Origin of the sequence: Aminobacter sp. AP02, assembly GCF_003148805.1 — a bacterium.
Lineage (GTDB): Bacteria > Pseudomonadota > Alphaproteobacteria > Rhizobiales > Rhizobiaceae > Aminobacter.
The window spans coordinates 271388-287681 of record NZ_QGGX01000004.1; the positions used below are offsets into that span (position 1 = coordinate 271388).

12 protein-coding genes and 1 pseudogene are annotated in these 16294 nt (G+C 61.6%); 9 read left to right on the forward strand and 4 right to left on the reverse strand.

All coding sequences use genetic code 11. The features are described from left to right. The first annotated feature begins 11 nt into the window (after positions 1-11). The 9 genes and pseudogenes from C8K44_RS06970 to C8K44_RS07010 all read left to right on the forward strand — a co-directional run bounded on the left by C8K44_RS06970 (position 12) and on the right by C8K44_RS07010 (position 11821). Positions 12-461: a YbaN family protein gene (locus C8K44_RS06970; protein ID WP_109575029.1), complete on the forward strand. Its 450-nt coding sequence runs from the start codon at positions 12-14 to the stop codon at positions 459-461. Between the two features lie 735 nt (positions 462-1196). After that, positions 1197-1979 carry a GntR family transcriptional regulator gene (locus C8K44_RS06975; protein WP_146203913.1) on the forward strand — a complete coding sequence of 261 codons (783 nt, stop codon included), beginning with the start codon at positions 1197-1199 and terminating at the stop codon, positions 1977-1979. A gap of 742 nt (positions 1980-2721) precedes the next feature. Beyond that, positions 2722-3819 carry a porin gene (locus tag C8K44_RS06980; protein WP_109575031.1) on the forward strand — a complete coding sequence of 366 codons (1098 nt, stop codon included), beginning with the start codon at positions 2722-2724 and terminating at the stop codon, positions 3817-3819. A 448-nt stretch (positions 3820-4267) separates the two neighbouring features. Further along, on the forward strand, positions 4268-5584 hold the full coding sequence (gene urtA / locus C8K44_RS06985) for an urea ABC transporter substrate-binding protein (protein WP_109575115.1): 1317 nt from the start codon (positions 4268-4270) through the stop codon (positions 5582-5584). A gap of 112 nt (positions 5585-5696) precedes the next feature. Further along, positions 5697-7313, forward strand: a complete 1617-nt coding sequence (gene urtB, locus C8K44_RS06990; protein ID WP_109575032.1) for an urea ABC transporter permease subunit UrtB — start codon at positions 5697-5699, stop codon at positions 7311-7313. Beyond that, positions 7310-8377 (forward strand): annotated as a pseudogene (gene urtC / locus C8K44_RS06995) (urea ABC transporter permease subunit UrtC); the annotation flags it as partial. The gene urtB and the pseudogene urtC, both read left to right, overlap by 4 nt. 145 nt (positions 8378-8522) lie before the next feature. Continuing rightward, complete coding sequence (gene urtD, locus C8K44_RS07000; RefSeq protein ID WP_109575034.1) at positions 8523-9269, forward strand: urea ABC transporter ATP-binding protein UrtD; 747 nt, start codon at positions 8523-8525, stop codon at positions 9267-9269. A 174-nt stretch (positions 9270-9443) separates the two neighbouring features. Then, on the forward strand, positions 9444-10139 hold the full coding sequence (gene urtE / locus C8K44_RS07005) for an urea ABC transporter ATP-binding subunit UrtE (RefSeq protein ID WP_109575035.1): 696 nt from the start codon (positions 9444-9446) through the stop codon (positions 10137-10139). Between the two features lie 815 nt (positions 10140-10954). Further along, positions 10955-11821 (forward strand): CocE/NonD family hydrolase, encoded by an 867-nt coding sequence (locus C8K44_RS07010; protein ID WP_245417391.1) that lies wholly within the window; start codon positions 10955-10957, stop codon positions 11819-11821. On the opposite strand, the gene C8K44_RS07015 is transcribed toward C8K44_RS07010, so the two are convergent. Genes C8K44_RS07015 through C8K44_RS07030 form a run of 4 tightly spaced genes read right to left on the reverse strand, consistent with a single transcriptional unit; the run spans position 11803 to position 16246 of the window. Beyond that, complete coding sequence (locus C8K44_RS07015; protein WP_109575037.1) at positions 11803-12900, reverse strand: ABC transporter ATP-binding protein; 1098 nt, start codon at positions 12898-12900, stop codon at positions 11803-11805. The two genes, C8K44_RS07010 and C8K44_RS07015, sit on opposite strands and share 19 nt — an antisense overlap. A 9-nt stretch (positions 12901-12909) precedes the next feature. Then, positions 12910-13962 (reverse strand): carbohydrate ABC transporter permease, encoded by a 1053-nt coding sequence (locus C8K44_RS07020; protein ID WP_109575038.1) that lies wholly within the window; start codon positions 13960-13962, stop codon positions 12910-12912. Continuing rightward, complete coding sequence (locus C8K44_RS07025; protein ID WP_109575039.1) at positions 13959-14981, reverse strand: sugar ABC transporter permease; 1023 nt, start codon at positions 14979-14981, stop codon at positions 13959-13961. Before C8K44_RS07025 ends, C8K44_RS07020 begins: the two co-directional genes overlap by 4 nt. Further along, positions 14978-16246 carry an ABC transporter substrate-binding protein gene (locus C8K44_RS07030; RefSeq protein ID WP_199227035.1) on the reverse strand — a complete coding sequence of 423 codons (1269 nt, stop codon included), beginning with the start codon at positions 16244-16246 and terminating at the stop codon, positions 14978-14980. Before C8K44_RS07030 ends, C8K44_RS07025 begins: the two co-directional genes overlap by 4 nt. Positions 16247-16294 lie beyond the last annotated feature (48 nt).

Sequence of the window (16294 nt, forward strand, 5' to 3'; positions counted from 1 at the left end):
CTGGATAATTGATGCCGTTGCCGCGCCATTCCGCCAGCAAGGCAGCCTTCAACGCGAGACGGGCTGGTTTGATCGCGCTCGGGGCTTTGATGCTCGCCCTCGGGATTGTCGGTGCCTTTGTGCCGTTGATGCCCACGACGATCTTCTTGATCCTGGCGGCATGGTGCTTCGGGCGCTCGTCACCGCGTCTGGAAGCGTGGATGCTCAATCATCGACGCTTCGGTCCGGCATTGCGCGCTTGGCGCGACGAGGGCGCCATTCCGCGCAAGGCCAAGGTGATGGCCTGGCTTGGCATGGGGTTGGGATACGGGCTGTTCTTGCTGGGCAAGCCAGGCACGTTGCCGGTCATCATCGCGACCATATTTATTGGCGCCGGCGCCGTTTACGTGACCACTCGACCGCTGCCGAAGACAGGGACCAGGCCGATCGACGGGAACCGTGATTCGCAAAGAGAGGGATGATGACAGGTGGTGGAACGGCGCAAGCCGTCAATTTTGAACACCAAGAAGCGGCATTGGCATAAAGCGACCGCCCAAGATCGATGATCATGGGGTGCGGCTTTCTCTCGGTCATCTCCATAGTGGACACCACACCGCCGCCGCGAAATCGAATATGCTTTGGGTGATGTCGACGATCGGAGCAGGCGCGCTTGAGCGCTAGACGCTTTCCAGCCTACCCAGTTCAGCAACATCCGCCGGTATTTCTTCCGATTCCGGCAGAGCTTTGCCTCCTACGGGCGTCGCAGACCCACCCGGCACCGGCACCAGCGCAGAAGCGTTGACTTGATCACACCTGCCAAACGGTCGACTTGATTTTGCAAACGTTGACACCTACTCCTCAAATATAATTGACTTTCTTTCGTCAGACGATTGAGGCAGCGCGCCTTCTGGTGCAAGGTTGCCGCAAGGCGAGAATGTTAGCCGAAGCGCGTGACACATATCGGGAGCGTAGCGTCACACCGCGAATGAAGCGAGCTTAGAGGAGGGCTGGCAGTTTTGTTCCTTAGGCATGCGATCGCATACACATGCGCAACTACAGTAGATAATGACAATTTCATTATCATATGTAACGTTACGACTAATACACTCGCATAAATTAAATATATATTCTGCAACATCCCCAGCAGACAGGCACTTGGCGCACACTTATTGGCCAGCGTTCCTGTTTGAGTTGGTCAACGCCGAGAACGGGTCGCCTTGGCCGCTGCCGGCTGCGTTCTATTCGTGCTGTTACAAGGAGCCCGCATGACTGCCCGCTACCTATCCCCGGCCATCAACGACCAGGATGCTCTATCGCTGACCGTCGCGCCATTGGCTGGCGTGGAGGCCAACATATACAATGACATATGGAACGCGGTGATTTGCCAATCGCTGCACCCGGGCGTCAAGCTTGAAGAAATAGCCCTGAGCGAAATCTACGGCGTCAGCCGCACCGTCATCCGCAAGGTGCTGGTGATCATGGAGCAGGAAGGCGTCGTTTCGTTGCCTTTGAACCGCGGCGCTTACGTTGCCCTGCCATCTCCTCGAGATGCCCTTGAACTCTGCGAAGTGGTTTCGGCAATGTGCGCCTATATCGTTGGCAAGCTCGCCGACCAGCCAGGCAACATCACCTCAGAGCAACGCGAAAAATTGGCGCTGCATGTTCGGGCAGAAAAAGAGGCCGGTGAACTTCATACCATCCGGCGCCTGCATATGGAGCACGGCACCCTGCTGGCCCTGATCTACGGCAACCTCGTCCTGGCGGCCCAACTCGAGCGCGCCACATCCCGACTTGCGCTTGCGCTGTCTGCTTACCAGGGGGTAACCGGCAACATCTCCACCGTGGAATACACCACAGGCCTCAATCAGCTCATTTTCGATGGAAAAAAGGCAGAAGCTCTCCAGACGGTCACGGCTGCCGTCGATAGAGCACGCAAGTCCATGCGCTTTGGTGCCGCCGACGGCAGCATCAATCTCAAGGCCATCCTCGGCAAGGGTTGACCGACCCAACTTTCCGAATGGGCGGACGTCCACCACGGCCTTAGTCACATATCTCCGCGATTGACAGCTCGGCCAATGCTGCGGCCGGCACTATCCGTCAGCTGCCATTTGCCGGGTCTGCACCCGCCGCCACCTTAACGAGCCCAGATCTGGTTGACCAGGCGCGACCGCAAAGAAGGTTTGCGCGCCACTCGAACCTCGCCGCCCGTGGCGATGTCGTCCATGTCCTTTCAGGCTTGGAAGCCGCTCCCGCGTCACCATTGGTCGCCAATCCCCTCCCGGGTCGAAAGCCTTAAACCAGTGTCCGCACAGAAAGCCCTGCAACCGTCGCGTCTCTCTTCATGCTACTCTCAACGCATAATCTATCAAATCTAGATACACGTTGAGAGAAACATGACTGGAGGTCAGACCGAATTACGGTCGCCGGGACAAAACCACCTTTTGGTATCCAAGTCCAGTTCACAAATAAGTTATTCATGAACAGCCAATTAGCACGGTTTTTTGATCTCAAATGGGATTGCCTGCTGGCGAACTGCTAATTTGTGACATTTATGGCACGCGCCCTGGCCAACGGATGCAACTTGCTCGTTTTCGGCGCCAATGTCAGTTGATCCACTACATTTCATGAGCCAATGACGACGCAGAAAGAGATTCATCTCGATGCATTTTTTTCTGACATCAGATTTCTGATGGTAAAAATCTGCATGGCTTCCAATGGCTGTGCATCAACTGAGGAATTGAAATGAACATTAAGAGCCTTCTTCTCGGCTCCGCTGCGGCTCTGGTCGCTGTCTCTGGCGCTCGTGCGGCCGACGCTGTCGTCATCGCCGAGCCGGAACCCATGGAATACGTCCGCATCTGCGACGTTTACGGCGCGGGCTTCTATTACATCCCCGGCACCGAGACCTGCCTCAAGATCGGCGGCCTGGTTCGCTACGAGATCGGCTTCACCGATCTTGACGACGGCTTCCGCAAGGATGCCAAGGCTCGCCTGCAGTTCGACGCGCGTTCGGAAACCGAATACGGCACGTTCCGCCGTTACGTCGAGTTCGAAGCGAGCATCGGCAACAATGGCGGCTGGACGGAGACGGCTGGCGGCAATCGCTGGGACGGCCTCAACAGCGAAGGCGGCACGGCTCTGCGTCACGCCTACTTCGAGCTCGGCGGCCTGCTCGTCGGTCACACCGACACCCTGTTCGACGGCGAGCTCGATGGCGAGTTCGACTCCGGCGGCGGTGAGCGCGTCAACCAGATCCGCTACACCTTCGACGCCGGCAACGGCATCGCAGTTTCGCTCGGCCTGGAAGAAGAGTCGGACAACTTCGACTATGTCCCGCTGGTCGTCGGCAAGGTTTCGGTCACGCAGGGCTGGGGTTCGCTCAACCTGTTCGCCGGCTACGACAACGCCTACGAAGAGTTCGCTCTCAAGGCGATCGCCAACATCAAGGCGACCGACGCCCTCACTCTGCAGCTCCTCGCAGCTTACGAGTCGGGCCCGACCTACTTCTCCATCAATCCGGGTGATGCGATTGAAGGCATCAACGGCGTCTACAATGGCTATGCATGGTCGGTCGGCGGCTACCTGAACTACCAGGTCAACCAGAAGCTCGCAGTCGGCTTCGGCGGCCAGTACTTCGGTGATGCGCACGACAACAACCTCAGCCGCCTCTCGGTCGGCGGTGCCAACGATTGGGCAATCGGCGCTGTTGTCGACTACAACATCGTCGAAAACCTCGACGCCAAGCTCGCCGTCAACTACAACGATGGCGACACCTTCAAGAACTCCAACAACGGCGACGGCGTGGTCAGCGGCTTCCTCCGCCTCGACGCTGCGTTCTAACCAACACCTGGTTGGATAAGGAGGCCCGCGGTCGTCAGACCGCGGGCTTTCTTTTTGCGCCTAAGCAAGCAAACGCCCCGGACGCTGGCAGATGTGCCTTGTCGCACGCCTGGCGAGAGACCGACCTGGCTGCGACTCGGGCCAATTGGCGAAACGAAGTATCCGGCTTCACCTTGGAACCTTCCGTCTTCGGGAGGAATGCGAACGCGCAAGCCAAGGCAGATTGCCCTAATTTTCGGCATTCTGTCTCAATGACCAGAACGTAGGCAATTGCTATGTGCAATGCACAATTATTGGAGCAAGGCTTTCGCAACGGGTCGTTGGCGACAACGGCAACGTCAGCGTAACGTCATGATTTTCATTGTCTTTACTCGTTGGGACGTGCGCTCGATGTGACTGGCACGCCGATTGCTTGTCATGGTGAGGTGCAACAAACCAATTGGGAGACATTGGAATGAGGGGACTTGTTACAGGTTGGACCATGACGGCAATGGCTGGGCTCGTTGCAGCCGGCGTAAGTTTCTCGGCGCCCGCTCAGGCAGCCGATGACACGATCAAGGTGGGCGTGCTTCACTCGCTTTCGGGAACGATGGCGATTTCGGAGACCACGCTCAAGGATACGATGCTGTTCCTGATCGAGGAGCAGAACAAGAAAGGGGGCTTGCTCGGCAAGAAACTCGAGGCGGTCGTCGTCGATCCAGCCTCGGACTGGCCGCTCTTCGCCGAAAAGGCACGCCAGCTGATCGAGCAGGACAAGGTCGCCGCCGTCTTCGGCTGCTGGACGTCGTCGTCGCGCAAGTCGGTGCTGCCTGTGTTCGAGGAACTCAATAGCCTTTTGTTCTATCCCGTCCAGTATGAGGGCGAGGAAAGCCAGCGCAACGTCTTCTACACTGGCGCGGCGCCCAACCAGCAGGCCATTCCCGCGGTCGACTATTTGATGAACGAGGAAGGCGTCCAGCGCTGGGTGCTTGCGGGCACCGACTACGTCTATCCCCAGACGACCAACAAGATCCTGCAGGCCTATCTGGCGTCGAAGGGCGTGGCAGCCGAAGACATCATGGTCAACTATACGCCATTCGGTCATTCCGACTGGCAGACCATCGTCTCCGACATCAAGAAATTTGGCTCGGCCGGCAAGAAGACCGCCGTCGTCTCGACGATCAACGGCGACGCCAATGTTCCTTTCTACAAGGAACTCGGCAACCAGGGCATTAAGGCCGAAGACATTCCGGTGGTTGCCTTCTCCGTCGGCGAAGAGGAACTCGCCGGCCTCGACACCACGCCTCTGGTCGGCCACCTCGCTGCCTGGAACTATTTCCAGTCGGTCGATAGCCAGGCCAACGCAGAGTTCATTTCAGCCTGGAAGGCTTACACCAAAAACGACAAGCGCGTGACCAACGACCCGATGGAAGCGCATGTCATCGGCTTCAATATGTGGCTGAAGGCTGTCGAAAAGGCCGGCACCACCGATCCGGATGCCGTGATCGACGCTATCGTCGGCGTGTCGGTGCCCAACCTGTCGGGCGGCTTTTCAACGATGATGCCGAACCACCACATCACCAAGCCGGTGCTGATCGGCGAAATACAGGCTGACGGCCAATTCGAAACCGTGTGGCAGACGGCCGGTCTCGTGGTGGGCGACGAGTGGTCCGACTACCTCGAGGACTCCAAAAACCTTATTGCCGACTGGAGGGCGCCGATGTCCTGCGGCAACTTCAACGTGGCGACCGGCAAATGTGGCGGCAAGGGCGGCACGACGAACTGACCGCTTCGCCGTGCAAATGGTCCTGGGCGGCAGGCTTGCCCGGGACCATCTTCCTCGACGATCAGCGCCAGCAATGACCGTCGCCAACGATCCTCCGGACCGGTGACATTTCATGGGTTTTCTTAGGAAGGTGGTCGCAGCTTGCCTCATTGTGGCGGCAACGCTCCACGGCGCTGCCGCTGACGAGGCAGACCTGCGTCTGTTGGTCGCCAAATTCGCGGCTGCGAAGAACTTCCAGGCCACCGAGGCAGTGGTGCGCGAGCTCGGCGCCACTGGCGACCCCGCCGTCGAAAAGCTGCTCACTGCTCTGTCGCAGGGCGGGCTTTATGTTCGCAAGGGCGACGATGCGGTCTTCGTCGGCGACGAGACAGGTCAGGATGTCCAGCTGCGCGACCCGTTAAACGGCGCACCAGCAGGCGTGGCCGCAAAGGCCGACCTTTCCAAGGTCAAGGTGAACAACGCGCTACGCCGCGTCATCCGCGACGCGCTGGGCGGACTGACGCTGGGCTCGAAAGATCCGGCTGTTCGGCTCGCGGCGGCGGATACGATGTTCAGGAATCCTGATCCGGCTGCCATCGCGGCTCTCGATACAGCGATTGCCGGGGAGGACGTGACCAGCGTCAAGACGCGGCTGGAGCAGGCGCGCGCCGCGGCCGTGCTGCTTTCCGACCTCGGCGAAGCCGACAAGATGACGGCGATCGACACATTGTCGGCCCGCGCCGACCAGGATGCGCTGTCGCAGCTCACCCGCTTCCACACCAGCGCTCAAGGTGCGCTCCGGGATGCCGCAGGTGCGGCGGTTGCCCTGATCCACCAGAGGCTGGCCTTGTGGCAAGTCGCCCAGAACGTCTGGTACGGCATCTCGCTCGGCTCGGTGTTGCTGCTGGCAGCTATCGGTCTTGCCATCACCTTCGGCGTCATGGGCGTCATCAACATGGCGCACGGCGAGATGGTTATGCTCGGCGCCTACACCACCTTTGTCGTGCAGCAGGCGATCCGCGCCCTTGCCCCCAACCTGTTCGACTGGTCGCTTGCCGTCGCCCTGCCGATGGCCTTCCTTGTTGCTGGTGCCGTCGGTCTCGCTATCGAGCGCGGCATCATCCGCTTCCTCTACGGTCGTCCACTGGAAACGCTGCTGGCCACCTGGGGCGTTTCGCTGATCCTGCAGCAGGCGGTGCGCACTATCTTCGGGCCGACCAACCAGGAGGTTGGTACGCCACCATGGATGTCGGGCTCGCTTCAGCTTGGCCAGCTGGCCATCACCTGGAACCGGCTGTGCATCGTCGTCTTCTGCCTGGCTGTATTTGCGCTGCTGCTATGGGTCATGAAGCGTACGCGCTGGGGCCTGCAGATGCGCGCCGTCACCCAGAACCGCCGTATGGCCGCCTCGATGGGCATACGCACGCCTTGGGTCGACGCGCTGACCTTCGCGCTCGGCTCCGGGATCGCCGGCATCGCCGGTGTCGCGCTTAGTCAAATCGACAACGTCTCGCCCAATTTCGGCCAAGGCTACATCATCGACAGCTTCATGGTTGTTGTCTTCGGCGGCGTCGGCAACCTGTGGGGCACCTTCGTGGGTGCGATGTCACTGGGCATCCTCAACAAGTTCCTCGAACCCTACGCCGGGGCCGTGCTCGGCAAAATCATTGTGCTTGTCCTGATCATTCTATTCATCCAGAAGCGCCCGCGCGGCCTGTTTGCGCTCAAGGGCAGGGCGGTGGAAGCATGATGACGGGACGCTTCTTCGCCGGCAGCGCCACCAGCCGAATCGCGATCACGATCGCCGTCCTGCTGGCAATCGCCGTGATCGTGCCCATCCTCAACATCGCAGTACCGACAGGCAGCGCACTGCATGTGCCAAACTATGTCGTGGGGCTGGTGGGCAAGTACCTGTGCTATGCGCTGCTAGCGCTGGCTCTCGACCTAGTGTGGGGTTATTGCGGCATCCTTTCGCTCGGCCATGGCGCGTTCTTCGCGCTCGGGGGCTATGCGATGGGCATGTACCTGATGCGCCAGATCGGCGATCGAGGTGTTTACGGCAATCCGCTGCTGCCCGATTTCATGGTGTTCCTGAACTGGAAGGAGCTGCCCTGGTTCTGGTCGGGCTTCGACCAGTTCTGGTTCGCCGCCCTGATGGTGATGGCGGTACCCGGGCTGCTAGCCTTCGCCTTCGGTTGGTTCGCCTTCCGCAGCCGCGTCACCGGCGTCTACCTGTCCATCATCACGCAGGCCATGACATATGCGTTGATGCTCGCCTTCTTCCGCAACGACATGGGGTTCGGCGGCAACAATGGGCTAACCGACTTCAAGGACATCCTTGGTTTCAATATTCAGGCCAATACCACGCGCTCGGGCCTGTTCGCCGCAACTGCAACGGCCCTGGCATTTGGCGTGTTCGTCACCTGGTGCATTGTCGGCTCGAAGTACGGCAAGCTGTTGATGGCCGTGCGCGATGCTGAAAGCCGCACCCGCTTCCTCGGTTGGCGGGCGGAGAACGTCAAGTTGTTTGCCTTTACCGTTTCCGCGGTAATGGCCGGCATCGCCGGCGCGCTGTACGTGCCGCAGGTCGGTATCATCAATCCTGGCGAATTCGACCCGGCCAACTCGATCGAGGTGGTGGTCTGGGCCGCCGTCGGGGGGCGCGGCACAATCGTCGGCCCGATCATCGGTGCGGTTCTCGTCAATGCGGGCAAGAGCTGGTTCACCGGCGCGCTCCCGGAATTCTGGCTATTTGCGCTCGGCGGTCTGTTCATAGCCGTCACGCTTTTCCTGCCGAGCGGCATCGTCGGCACGTGGGACCGCTGGCAGCCGGCGCGGCCGGCCCGCGGCACTGCCAAAGTCGATGTGGTGCCCGAACGTATCGTTGCGCCCGCGGAGAGCTCGGGCGCGCATCCGATGGCCGGCGCAAAGCCACAACCGCAACCTGCGGAGTGAGGCGATGAGCAGGGCAAACACTATTCTCTATCTGGACGGCGTGTCGGTGTCCTTCGACGGCTTCCGCGCCATCAACAACCTGTCGCTGGTGCTCGACAAGGGCGAGATGCGGGCAATCATCGGCCCCAATGGCGCTGGCAAGACAACGATGATGGACATCGTCACGGGCAAGATGCGGCCAGATGCCGGCGAGGTTTATTTCGACGGCGATGTCGACCTGACGCGCCACGACGAGGCCGACATCGCCATGATGGGCATCGGCCGCAAGTTCCAGAAGCCGACGGTGTTCGAGAGCCACACGCTCGAAGACAACCTGCTCTTGTCGCTGAAGGGCCCGCGCTCGATTCTGCCGGCACTGTTTCACCGCCGTTCGACCGCCGAGACCAGTCGCATCGATGAAATATTCGGCCTCATCCGTCTGGGTGACCGTCGCCGCGACCTTGCCGCCAGCCTGTCCCATGGCCAGAAACAATGGCTGGAGATCGGCATGCTGCTGGCTCAGGATCCCAAGCTGCTGTTGGTCGATGAGCCGGTCGCCGGCATGACGGACGCCGAAACCGAAGAGACGGTGCGGCTGCTCAAGGATATCGCCCAGACCCATTCGGTGATCGTCGTCGAGCACGACATGCATTTCGTCCGCGAACTCGGCGTCAAGGTCACCTGCCTTCACGAAGGTAAAGTGCTGTCGGAAGGCACGCTCGACTTCGTGTCTGCCGACGAACGTGTCGTCGAAGTCTATCTGGGGCGATGACGATGAGGTGGCGAGCGAACGTACCGGCACTTCAATGGCAACCATCGGGCCTGGTTTCACGGCCAGCTTCGGTCTGCCCGAGCAAATTTCACCAACCTCCCCTGGCGCGCCGGAAGGTTCGCCACCCCCGCCCCGGTGGCGGGGGCGCGGGGGGCCCACAAATGGAGCCGGAGCATGCTTGAGGTCACCGACGCCGTGCTCCACTACGGTGCGGCCGAGGCATTGAGGGGCGTCTCGCTTACCGCGCAGCCAGCGCGCATCACCTGCGTGCTTGGCCGCAACGGGGTTGGCAAGACAAGTCTGATGAGATCGATCGTCGGCCAGCAAAGGCTGACATCCGGCACCGTTGCCTTCGAGGGGAAGGCGCTCGACCGGAGCGCGGCGTATTACCGCGCCCGGTCGGGCATCGCATTCGTGCCGCAGGGGCGGGAGGTTTTCCCGCTACTGTCGGTCAGGGAAAACCTTGAGACTGGCTACGCCCCGCTCAAACGGGCCGAGCGCCAAGTACCGGACTATGTCTTCGAACTGTTTCCGGTGCTGCGGCAAATGTTGTCGCGGCGTGGCGGCGATCTTTCGGGCGGCCAGCAACAGCAGTTGGCCATCGGCCGGGCGCTGGTGATGCGGCCCCGGCTCCTCGTGCTCGATGAACCGACCGAGGGCATCCAGCCGTCGATCATCAAGGATATCGGCCGCGCGATCCGCTACCTGCGCGACACCGCCGGCATCGCGATACTGCTTGTCGAGCAATACCTCGATTTCTGCCGGGAACTAGCCGATGTCGCGTACATCATGGATCGGGGGCAGATCGTTCATAAAGGCCCCGCCGAGGATCTGGAGCGAAGTGAGATCCGTAGGCTGCTCACTGTCTGACCAATTGAATTGAAGGCAATGGACGGAGCGCCTTCCGCCTGTGCAGCCTGTAAGTTGCGGTAGCGACGGCTCTTGCGGGCGACGAGTTCGGCGCGGCCGCCACTTTCGACCATGAGACACGGTGCAAGATTGACAACGAGTCCCTTGCTCGCGTCGCCGGCAGGCACCGATCAAAGAGCAGTGCGGCAAACGCAGCAATGCTTCACCACGCCGCGACTGGCTGGACCGGTCCTCACCGTCCCTCAGTGTCATTCGTCTTAACACAGGACTGGCGGCCGTTTACTTCGCGGCATTCTCTTCCCGAACCAGGGCCAGAGTAAGCAGAAGTCATGGTGATAAGGACCGCCATGCATGCAAGAATTATCTTGGTCATGAGAGTGTTCCTTTGCTGATGCCGTGCGCAGCAGCAAGGCAAATCACCTGCAGGGAACGTCCGTGATTCACTGGCTGGCAATGCGCATTGGATGGTTCCGGGCCAAAGCACGCGGTCCAACACCCGCCCGCGGGTAGCTGCGACACGAATTGCAGGCGGGTAGGGTGGACGCACAGACCACGGCCAGCACGTGCTGCTGCGTGTCATCGGGCCTATGTAGGACGTATTCGCCCGCCTTCCAGACCGGCAGCCGCCTTATGCCAACATGCTTCTGGAATTGGCCTGCGCAGCGCGGTCCCTGCGTGTCAGGTGCACTTCCCCATATGCGGCACTTCCGGGAGGGCTCCACCGTTGACCTCGAACCAGGTGAAGCGGCTATGCTTGCGTCCGCTGAATCGGTCCTGCCCGGGGGAAAAGCCTTATGCTGAAGCGCGTATCAGAGTTGTTCGAGATCGACCGGCATCCACTCGGTCTGGTCTCGAGGGACGTCGGGGTCGAGGACGGCGTGTCGCTGGAAAGGCTGGCCTTCCGTACCGCGGACGGGGAGGCGGTGGGTGGCTATTTCATGCGCCCGCCCGGCGACGGCCCTTTTCCGGCCATTCTCTACATCCACGCGCATGGCGCGCGATATGACATCGGCGCGCGGGAAATCCTCGATGGTCGTGCGTCCCTGGTCAGCCCGTTGGGAGCCGAATTCGCAAGACATGGCTTTGCGTCCCTGATGATCGAGATGCCTTCGTTCGGGCAGCGCCGCGAACCCGACGAATCGACCCGGACAAAGGCATTGCTCTGGCGCGGCAGGTCGCTTGCCGGACAGATGCTGGGCGAACAAGCTTCGGCCTTTGACTGGCTTTCCGGCCGCACTGATATCGACTCAACGCGTATCGGGGCCTTCGGCCTGTCGATGGGTGCCACGCTGGGCTACTGGCTGGCGGCGGCGGAGCCGCGCATCGCCTGTGTCGCGCATCTGTGTTGCTACGCGGATTTCGGCACCCTGATCGAAACCGGCGCGCACGACCTCCATGGCATCTACCTGACCATCCCCGGCCTGCTGAATGTTGCCTCCAACGGCGAAATCGCCGGCCTTGTCGCACCGCGTCCGCAATTCATCGGCGTCGGCGACCAGGATCCGCTCACCCCGCCGGTGGCTGTAGACCTGGCCCTTTCGCAAACGCGCGCGGCCTATCGTGCGGCTGGCGCCGAAGACAGGCTCGGCGTGCACCGGGAGCCCCGTTCGGGACATATCGAGACGCCGGCGATGAGGGAGCAAATGCTGGCGTTCTTCGAGCGCTACTTGCTGCGGACGTAAGTCACGCGCTGGCCGGAGCGGTCGAAAAGGTGTGCCATTGCGGGGTCAAAGTGCAGCTTGACCGCGCCGCCTGCGCCGTCCAGCTGCTGGCCCTTCAGCACCGCGACGAGCTTCTGGCCGTCCGCAGTCAGCGTGTGTGCCACGGTTTCGGGGCCTAGAGCCTCGACGAGCGTGACCTGGGCTTCGAGCGCACCTTTCGAACCCATGCCGATCGTCATGTCGTGCGGGCGGATGCCGATGGTGACATCGTCACCCGGTTTCAGGGCTTCGCCGTTCGCCGCAATGGTCGTGGAGAGGCCGCCCGGCCCCTCTATGCTCACAGTTCCGGGTGCCGCCGCCTTGACCTTGCAGGGAAGCAGGTTCATGCGAGGGGCGCCGATGAAGCCCGCGACAAAGAGATTTGCCGGTTCGTTGTAGAGATCGAGCGGCCTTCCAACCTGCTCGATGCGGCCAGCGCGCATGACCACGATGCGGTCGGCAAGCGTCATCGCCTCGACCTGGTCGTGCGTGACGTAGACCATGGTCGTCGCAAGCCGCTTGTGCAGCGCCGAGATTTCAGCGCGCGTGCTGATGCGCAGTTCGGCGTCGAGATTCGACAAAGGCTCGTCCAGAAGGAAGGCCGTGGGATTGCGCACCACTGCCCGGCCGATCGCCACGCGCTGGCGCTGCCCGCCCGACAGTTGGCCAGGACGACGATCGAGATACTGGCCGATTTCAAGCATGCGCGTGGCCTCGGTGATCCGCGCATCGATCTCCGCCTTGGGCATGCGCTGGTTTTCCAGGCCGAAGGCGAGGTTCTGGCGCACGGTCATGTGCGGATAAAGCGCGTAGGACTGGAATACCATGGCCAGCCCGCGTTCGGCGGCGGATACACGCGTGACATCGCGTCCGTCGATGGCGAGCTTGCCCGAGGTTGGTTTGTCGAGCCCCGCGAGCAGGCGCAACAGCGTGGACTTGCCGCAGCCGGAGGGGCCTACCAGCACCAGCATTTCACCGTCCTGGATGTCTAGGTTGATGTCGTGCAGCACCTTCACCTTGCCATAGGCGCGATCGATGTTGGTAAGCGAGATGCGGCCCATTCCAGCCCCTTATTTCAAGCCGGTCCCGGCGATGCCGGCGGTGATGTAGCGCTGCAGGAAGATGAAGACGAGCACGACCGGGATCATGGTCACGACGGTCATGGCCAGTATGAAGTGCCACTGCACGTTCAACTCTCCCGCATAGGTATTGAGGCCGACCTGCAACGTGTAGAGCTCCTTGCGCGACAACACGACCAGCGGCCAGAGGAAATCGTTCCAGCGCCAGACCACCGAGAAGATGGCGAGCACCGCCAGGGCTGGCGCTGCAAGGGGCAGCACAATTCGCCAGTAGATCTGCCATTCGGACGCATTGTCCATGCGCGCCGCGTCGATCAGTTCGTCGGGAATGGTCAACATGTACTGGCGTAGCAGGAACACACCGGTCGGGGTCGCGACGGTGGGCAGTATAACGCCCCAGAGCGAGTCGAACAGGCCGACGGCGCTGATGACCGAATAGAGCGGCACCAAGAGGACGGAGAGGGGCACCATCAGCGTGCCGACGATGAGCAGCAGCACCAGATTGCGTCCGCGAAACTCGTATTTCGACAGGGCGAACGCGGCCATGGAGTTGGTAAGCAATGTGATCAGCGTCGCCACCACGGTCACGAAAACCGAATTCTTGAGGTATTGCAGGAAGTCGAAATGCTCGAAGGGCTGGGTGTAGTTCTCCGTCGCGAAACGGATCTCGCGCACCGGCTGGCGATCGGCGATATTGACCTTGAAGATCTCGCCCGGCGCCTTCGGATCGACGAGCTGGGAGACGGTCCCGACGCGGCGGACCTCGGCCATGACCCTGGTCGTGCCGTCCGGAAGCTGGGCGGTGAAGAGATTGAGCGGCTTGTCATATCCTGCCACCGCCACCTGTTCGGTGGCGTAGGGCAGCAGGGTCGGGGGAAATTCCGCCAGCTGCGCCGGCGTCTTGAAAGATGACAACACCAGCCAGAGTGCTGGGCCGAACATGAGGACGAGGCCGCCGACCAGCCAGGCCCACATGAAGATGTCGGTCCAGTGCCAGCCGCGTCCGCCGCGCCGGCGCGTCAGGAAGGCGACGACCTGGCTCATTCGCGCGCGCCCTTCTTTTCGTTGCGACGGCCAACCTGCAGCTGCACAAGCGTGAGCACGACCAGCACGGCACCCATCAGGATCGAGGCGGCGGCGGCCAGGCCGGGATTGCGCAGCAGCGAAGCGAAGCCGACCTCGTAAATGTACTGGGTCAGGAACAGCGTCGACGTGCCGGGACCACCGCCGGTGAGGACGTAGACCTCGTCGAAAATCTGCACCGCGCGTATGAGCGCCAGGATGATGACTACGAGCAGGTTCGGCATCAGCAGAGGCAATGTGATGCGCCAGAACACGCGGCCGGGCCTGGTGCCGTCCATCTCTGCGGCTTCATAGAGATCGCGCGGGATGGCCTGCAACCCGGCCAGAAGGATCAGCGTGAAGAAGCCCATATGCGCCCACACCGACACGGTGACGCCGGCGGCGAAGGCCCAGAAGCGGTCGGTCAGCCATTCCGTGGGTTGATATCCGAATTGGTAGAGCATCGAATTGAGCAGGCCCTGCCGCTGCAGGATCCAGCGCCAGATCAGGCCAACGACGACTGGCGACAGCAGGACGGGAAAGAAGAACACCGCGCGCCAGAAGCTGCGGCCGACAATCTCGCGATTGAGGATCAGCGCCGTGATCATCGAAACCACGACGAGCAGCGCCACCTGCAGCACCACGAACAACCCGGTGTTGTGCACCGCTTTCCAGAACAGGTCCTCGCGGCACGACGAGGGATCGAGGTAGCTGCCGCACTCGAGCAGCCGCCGGTACTGATCGGCGCCGACGAAGTTGCGGTCCGGCAGGAAGAAGGCGTTCCCGGAAGTCGTGGAGTAGAGGAAATTGATGATGAAGGGCGCCAGCACGAAGATGCCGAAAATCAGCATGTTCGGGGCCAGGAAGAACGCCGCCATGCCATTGGTGCCCGTCGCGCGCTGCCACAGCTTGAGCGGCGCGTCGACGATCGCGGCAAGCCAGCTGATCGGCGCGGCAATTGCTGCGCCGATCTTCTGACCGATGGTGGTTTGCACCGTCATTTCGCCTGCGCGACTTTATCGGCGATGTCCTGGTCCATCTTGGCCCAGGCCTCGTCGAGCTGCATCTCGCCGGCCATGACCTGCGAAAGGCGCGTGACCAATGCGGCATAGTAGGCGTTGGCCCACTTCCATGACGGCAGCGCGTCGGCCGCCGGCAGCGTCTGGCCGGCCGACTTTACGAAGGCATCCAGCGCGGGCGCGACGTTCTTGTCGTTGCTGACCCACTTCAGGCCGCCCTTGTCGACCACGCCCTTGTGGGCGGGCAGGAACAGCGTGCGTTCGCTGAATTCCTTCACGATGTCCTCGCGGCCGAGATATTCCATCACCTTGACGACGTCGTTCGGGTTCTTGGTGTACTTGATCCCCACGAGCGCGGCGCCGCCCTTGAGGCCCGAGCAGCCCGCGGAGCCGCATGGGGAGCCCGTCGCCACCCAGTCGAAGCCGTCGCCGATCTTGGACGACAGATTGGCGACCTGCCAGCTGCCGGAATAGTAGAACGGAATCTGGGCGTTGATGAAGTCGTCGGCCGCCGCGCGATAGGTCGAGCCGGCGGCGGCAACCCAGGTCTCCTTCAGCATCTTGCCGTCGGCGACCCACTGCACGAGCTTGGAGCCAAAGGCCTTCACACCATCGTCGATCTTGGCGGGGCTACCGTCGGCAGCGATGTAGTTTGCGCCATAGGACACGTTCGGGCCGGAGATGCGGTGGCCCGAGCGGTCGATGGCAAAGGCGGCCGGAAGGCTCTGGCTCTTGGATACCTGGGCGGCCGCGTCGACCCATTCATCCCACGTGGCCTTCTCGCCAGGGACTGCCACGCCGGCCTGCTCGAACAGGGTCTTGTTGGCGAAGCCCCCGGTCAGCGTCAGCTGGGTCATGAAGCCGGGGATGGCATCCGATCCGTCGGGGCGCATCCAGTCGAGCGTGGAGCCGAAGTTGTCGTCCCAGTACTTGGCGTCCTTGAGCATCGGGCGCATGTCCAGCCAATGCCCGGCGAGTTCCTTGATGTTGGTGACGCGGGCGATGTCGGGGCCCTGGCCTGCCTCGAGCTGGATCGGCAACTGCTCCTGAACGACCTTGTAGGCGACGTTGTCGAGCGTGATCTTGATGTCGGGATTCTCCTTTTGGAAGCGGTCCAGAAGGTCCTTGATGACCTCTCCCTCGACGCCGTCGGAGTACCACATCACCCGCACTTCGCCGGCGTAGGCAGCGCTGCTCGCCAGCAGAGTAGCCGCCAGCGCGCCCAGAATCTTGGCCTTGTGTTTCATATCCATTCCTCCCTGGATGCGGGCGGCGCCCGCTCGTTTGGTAGCGTA

Coding starts and splice junctions, on each gene's coding strand:
- C8K44_RS06970 (WP_109575029.1), top strand. CDS start 12: ATGCCGTTGCCGCGCCATTCCGCCAGCAAGGCAGCCTTCAACGCGAGA.
- C8K44_RS06980 (WP_109575031.1), top strand. CDS start 2,722: ATGAACATTAAGAGCCTTCTTCTCGGCTCCGCTGCGGCTCTGGTCGCT.
- urtB (WP_109575032.1), top strand. CDS start 5,697: ATGGGTTTTCTTAGGAAGGTGGTCGCAGCTTGCCTCATTGTGGCGGCA.
- urtD (WP_109575034.1), top strand. CDS start 8,523: ATGAGCAGGGCAAACACTATTCTCTATCTGGACGGCGTGTCGGTGTCC.
- urtE (WP_109575035.1), top strand. CDS start 9,444: ATGCTTGAGGTCACCGACGCCGTGCTCCACTACGGTGCGGCCGAGGCA.
- C8K44_RS07015 (WP_109575037.1), bottom strand. CDS start 12,900: ATGGGCCGCATCTCGCTTACCAACATCGATCGCGCCTATGGCAAGGTG.
- C8K44_RS07020 (WP_109575038.1), bottom strand. CDS start 13,962: ATGAGCCAGGTCGTCGCCTTCCTGACGCGCCGGCGCGGCGGACGCGGC.
- C8K44_RS07025 (WP_109575039.1), bottom strand. CDS start 14,981: ATGACGGTGCAAACCACCATCGGTCAGAAGATCGGCGCAGCAATTGCC.
- C8K44_RS07030 (WP_199227035.1), bottom strand. CDS start 16,246: ATGAAACACAAGGCCAAGATTCTGGGCGCGCTGGCGGCTACTCTGCTG.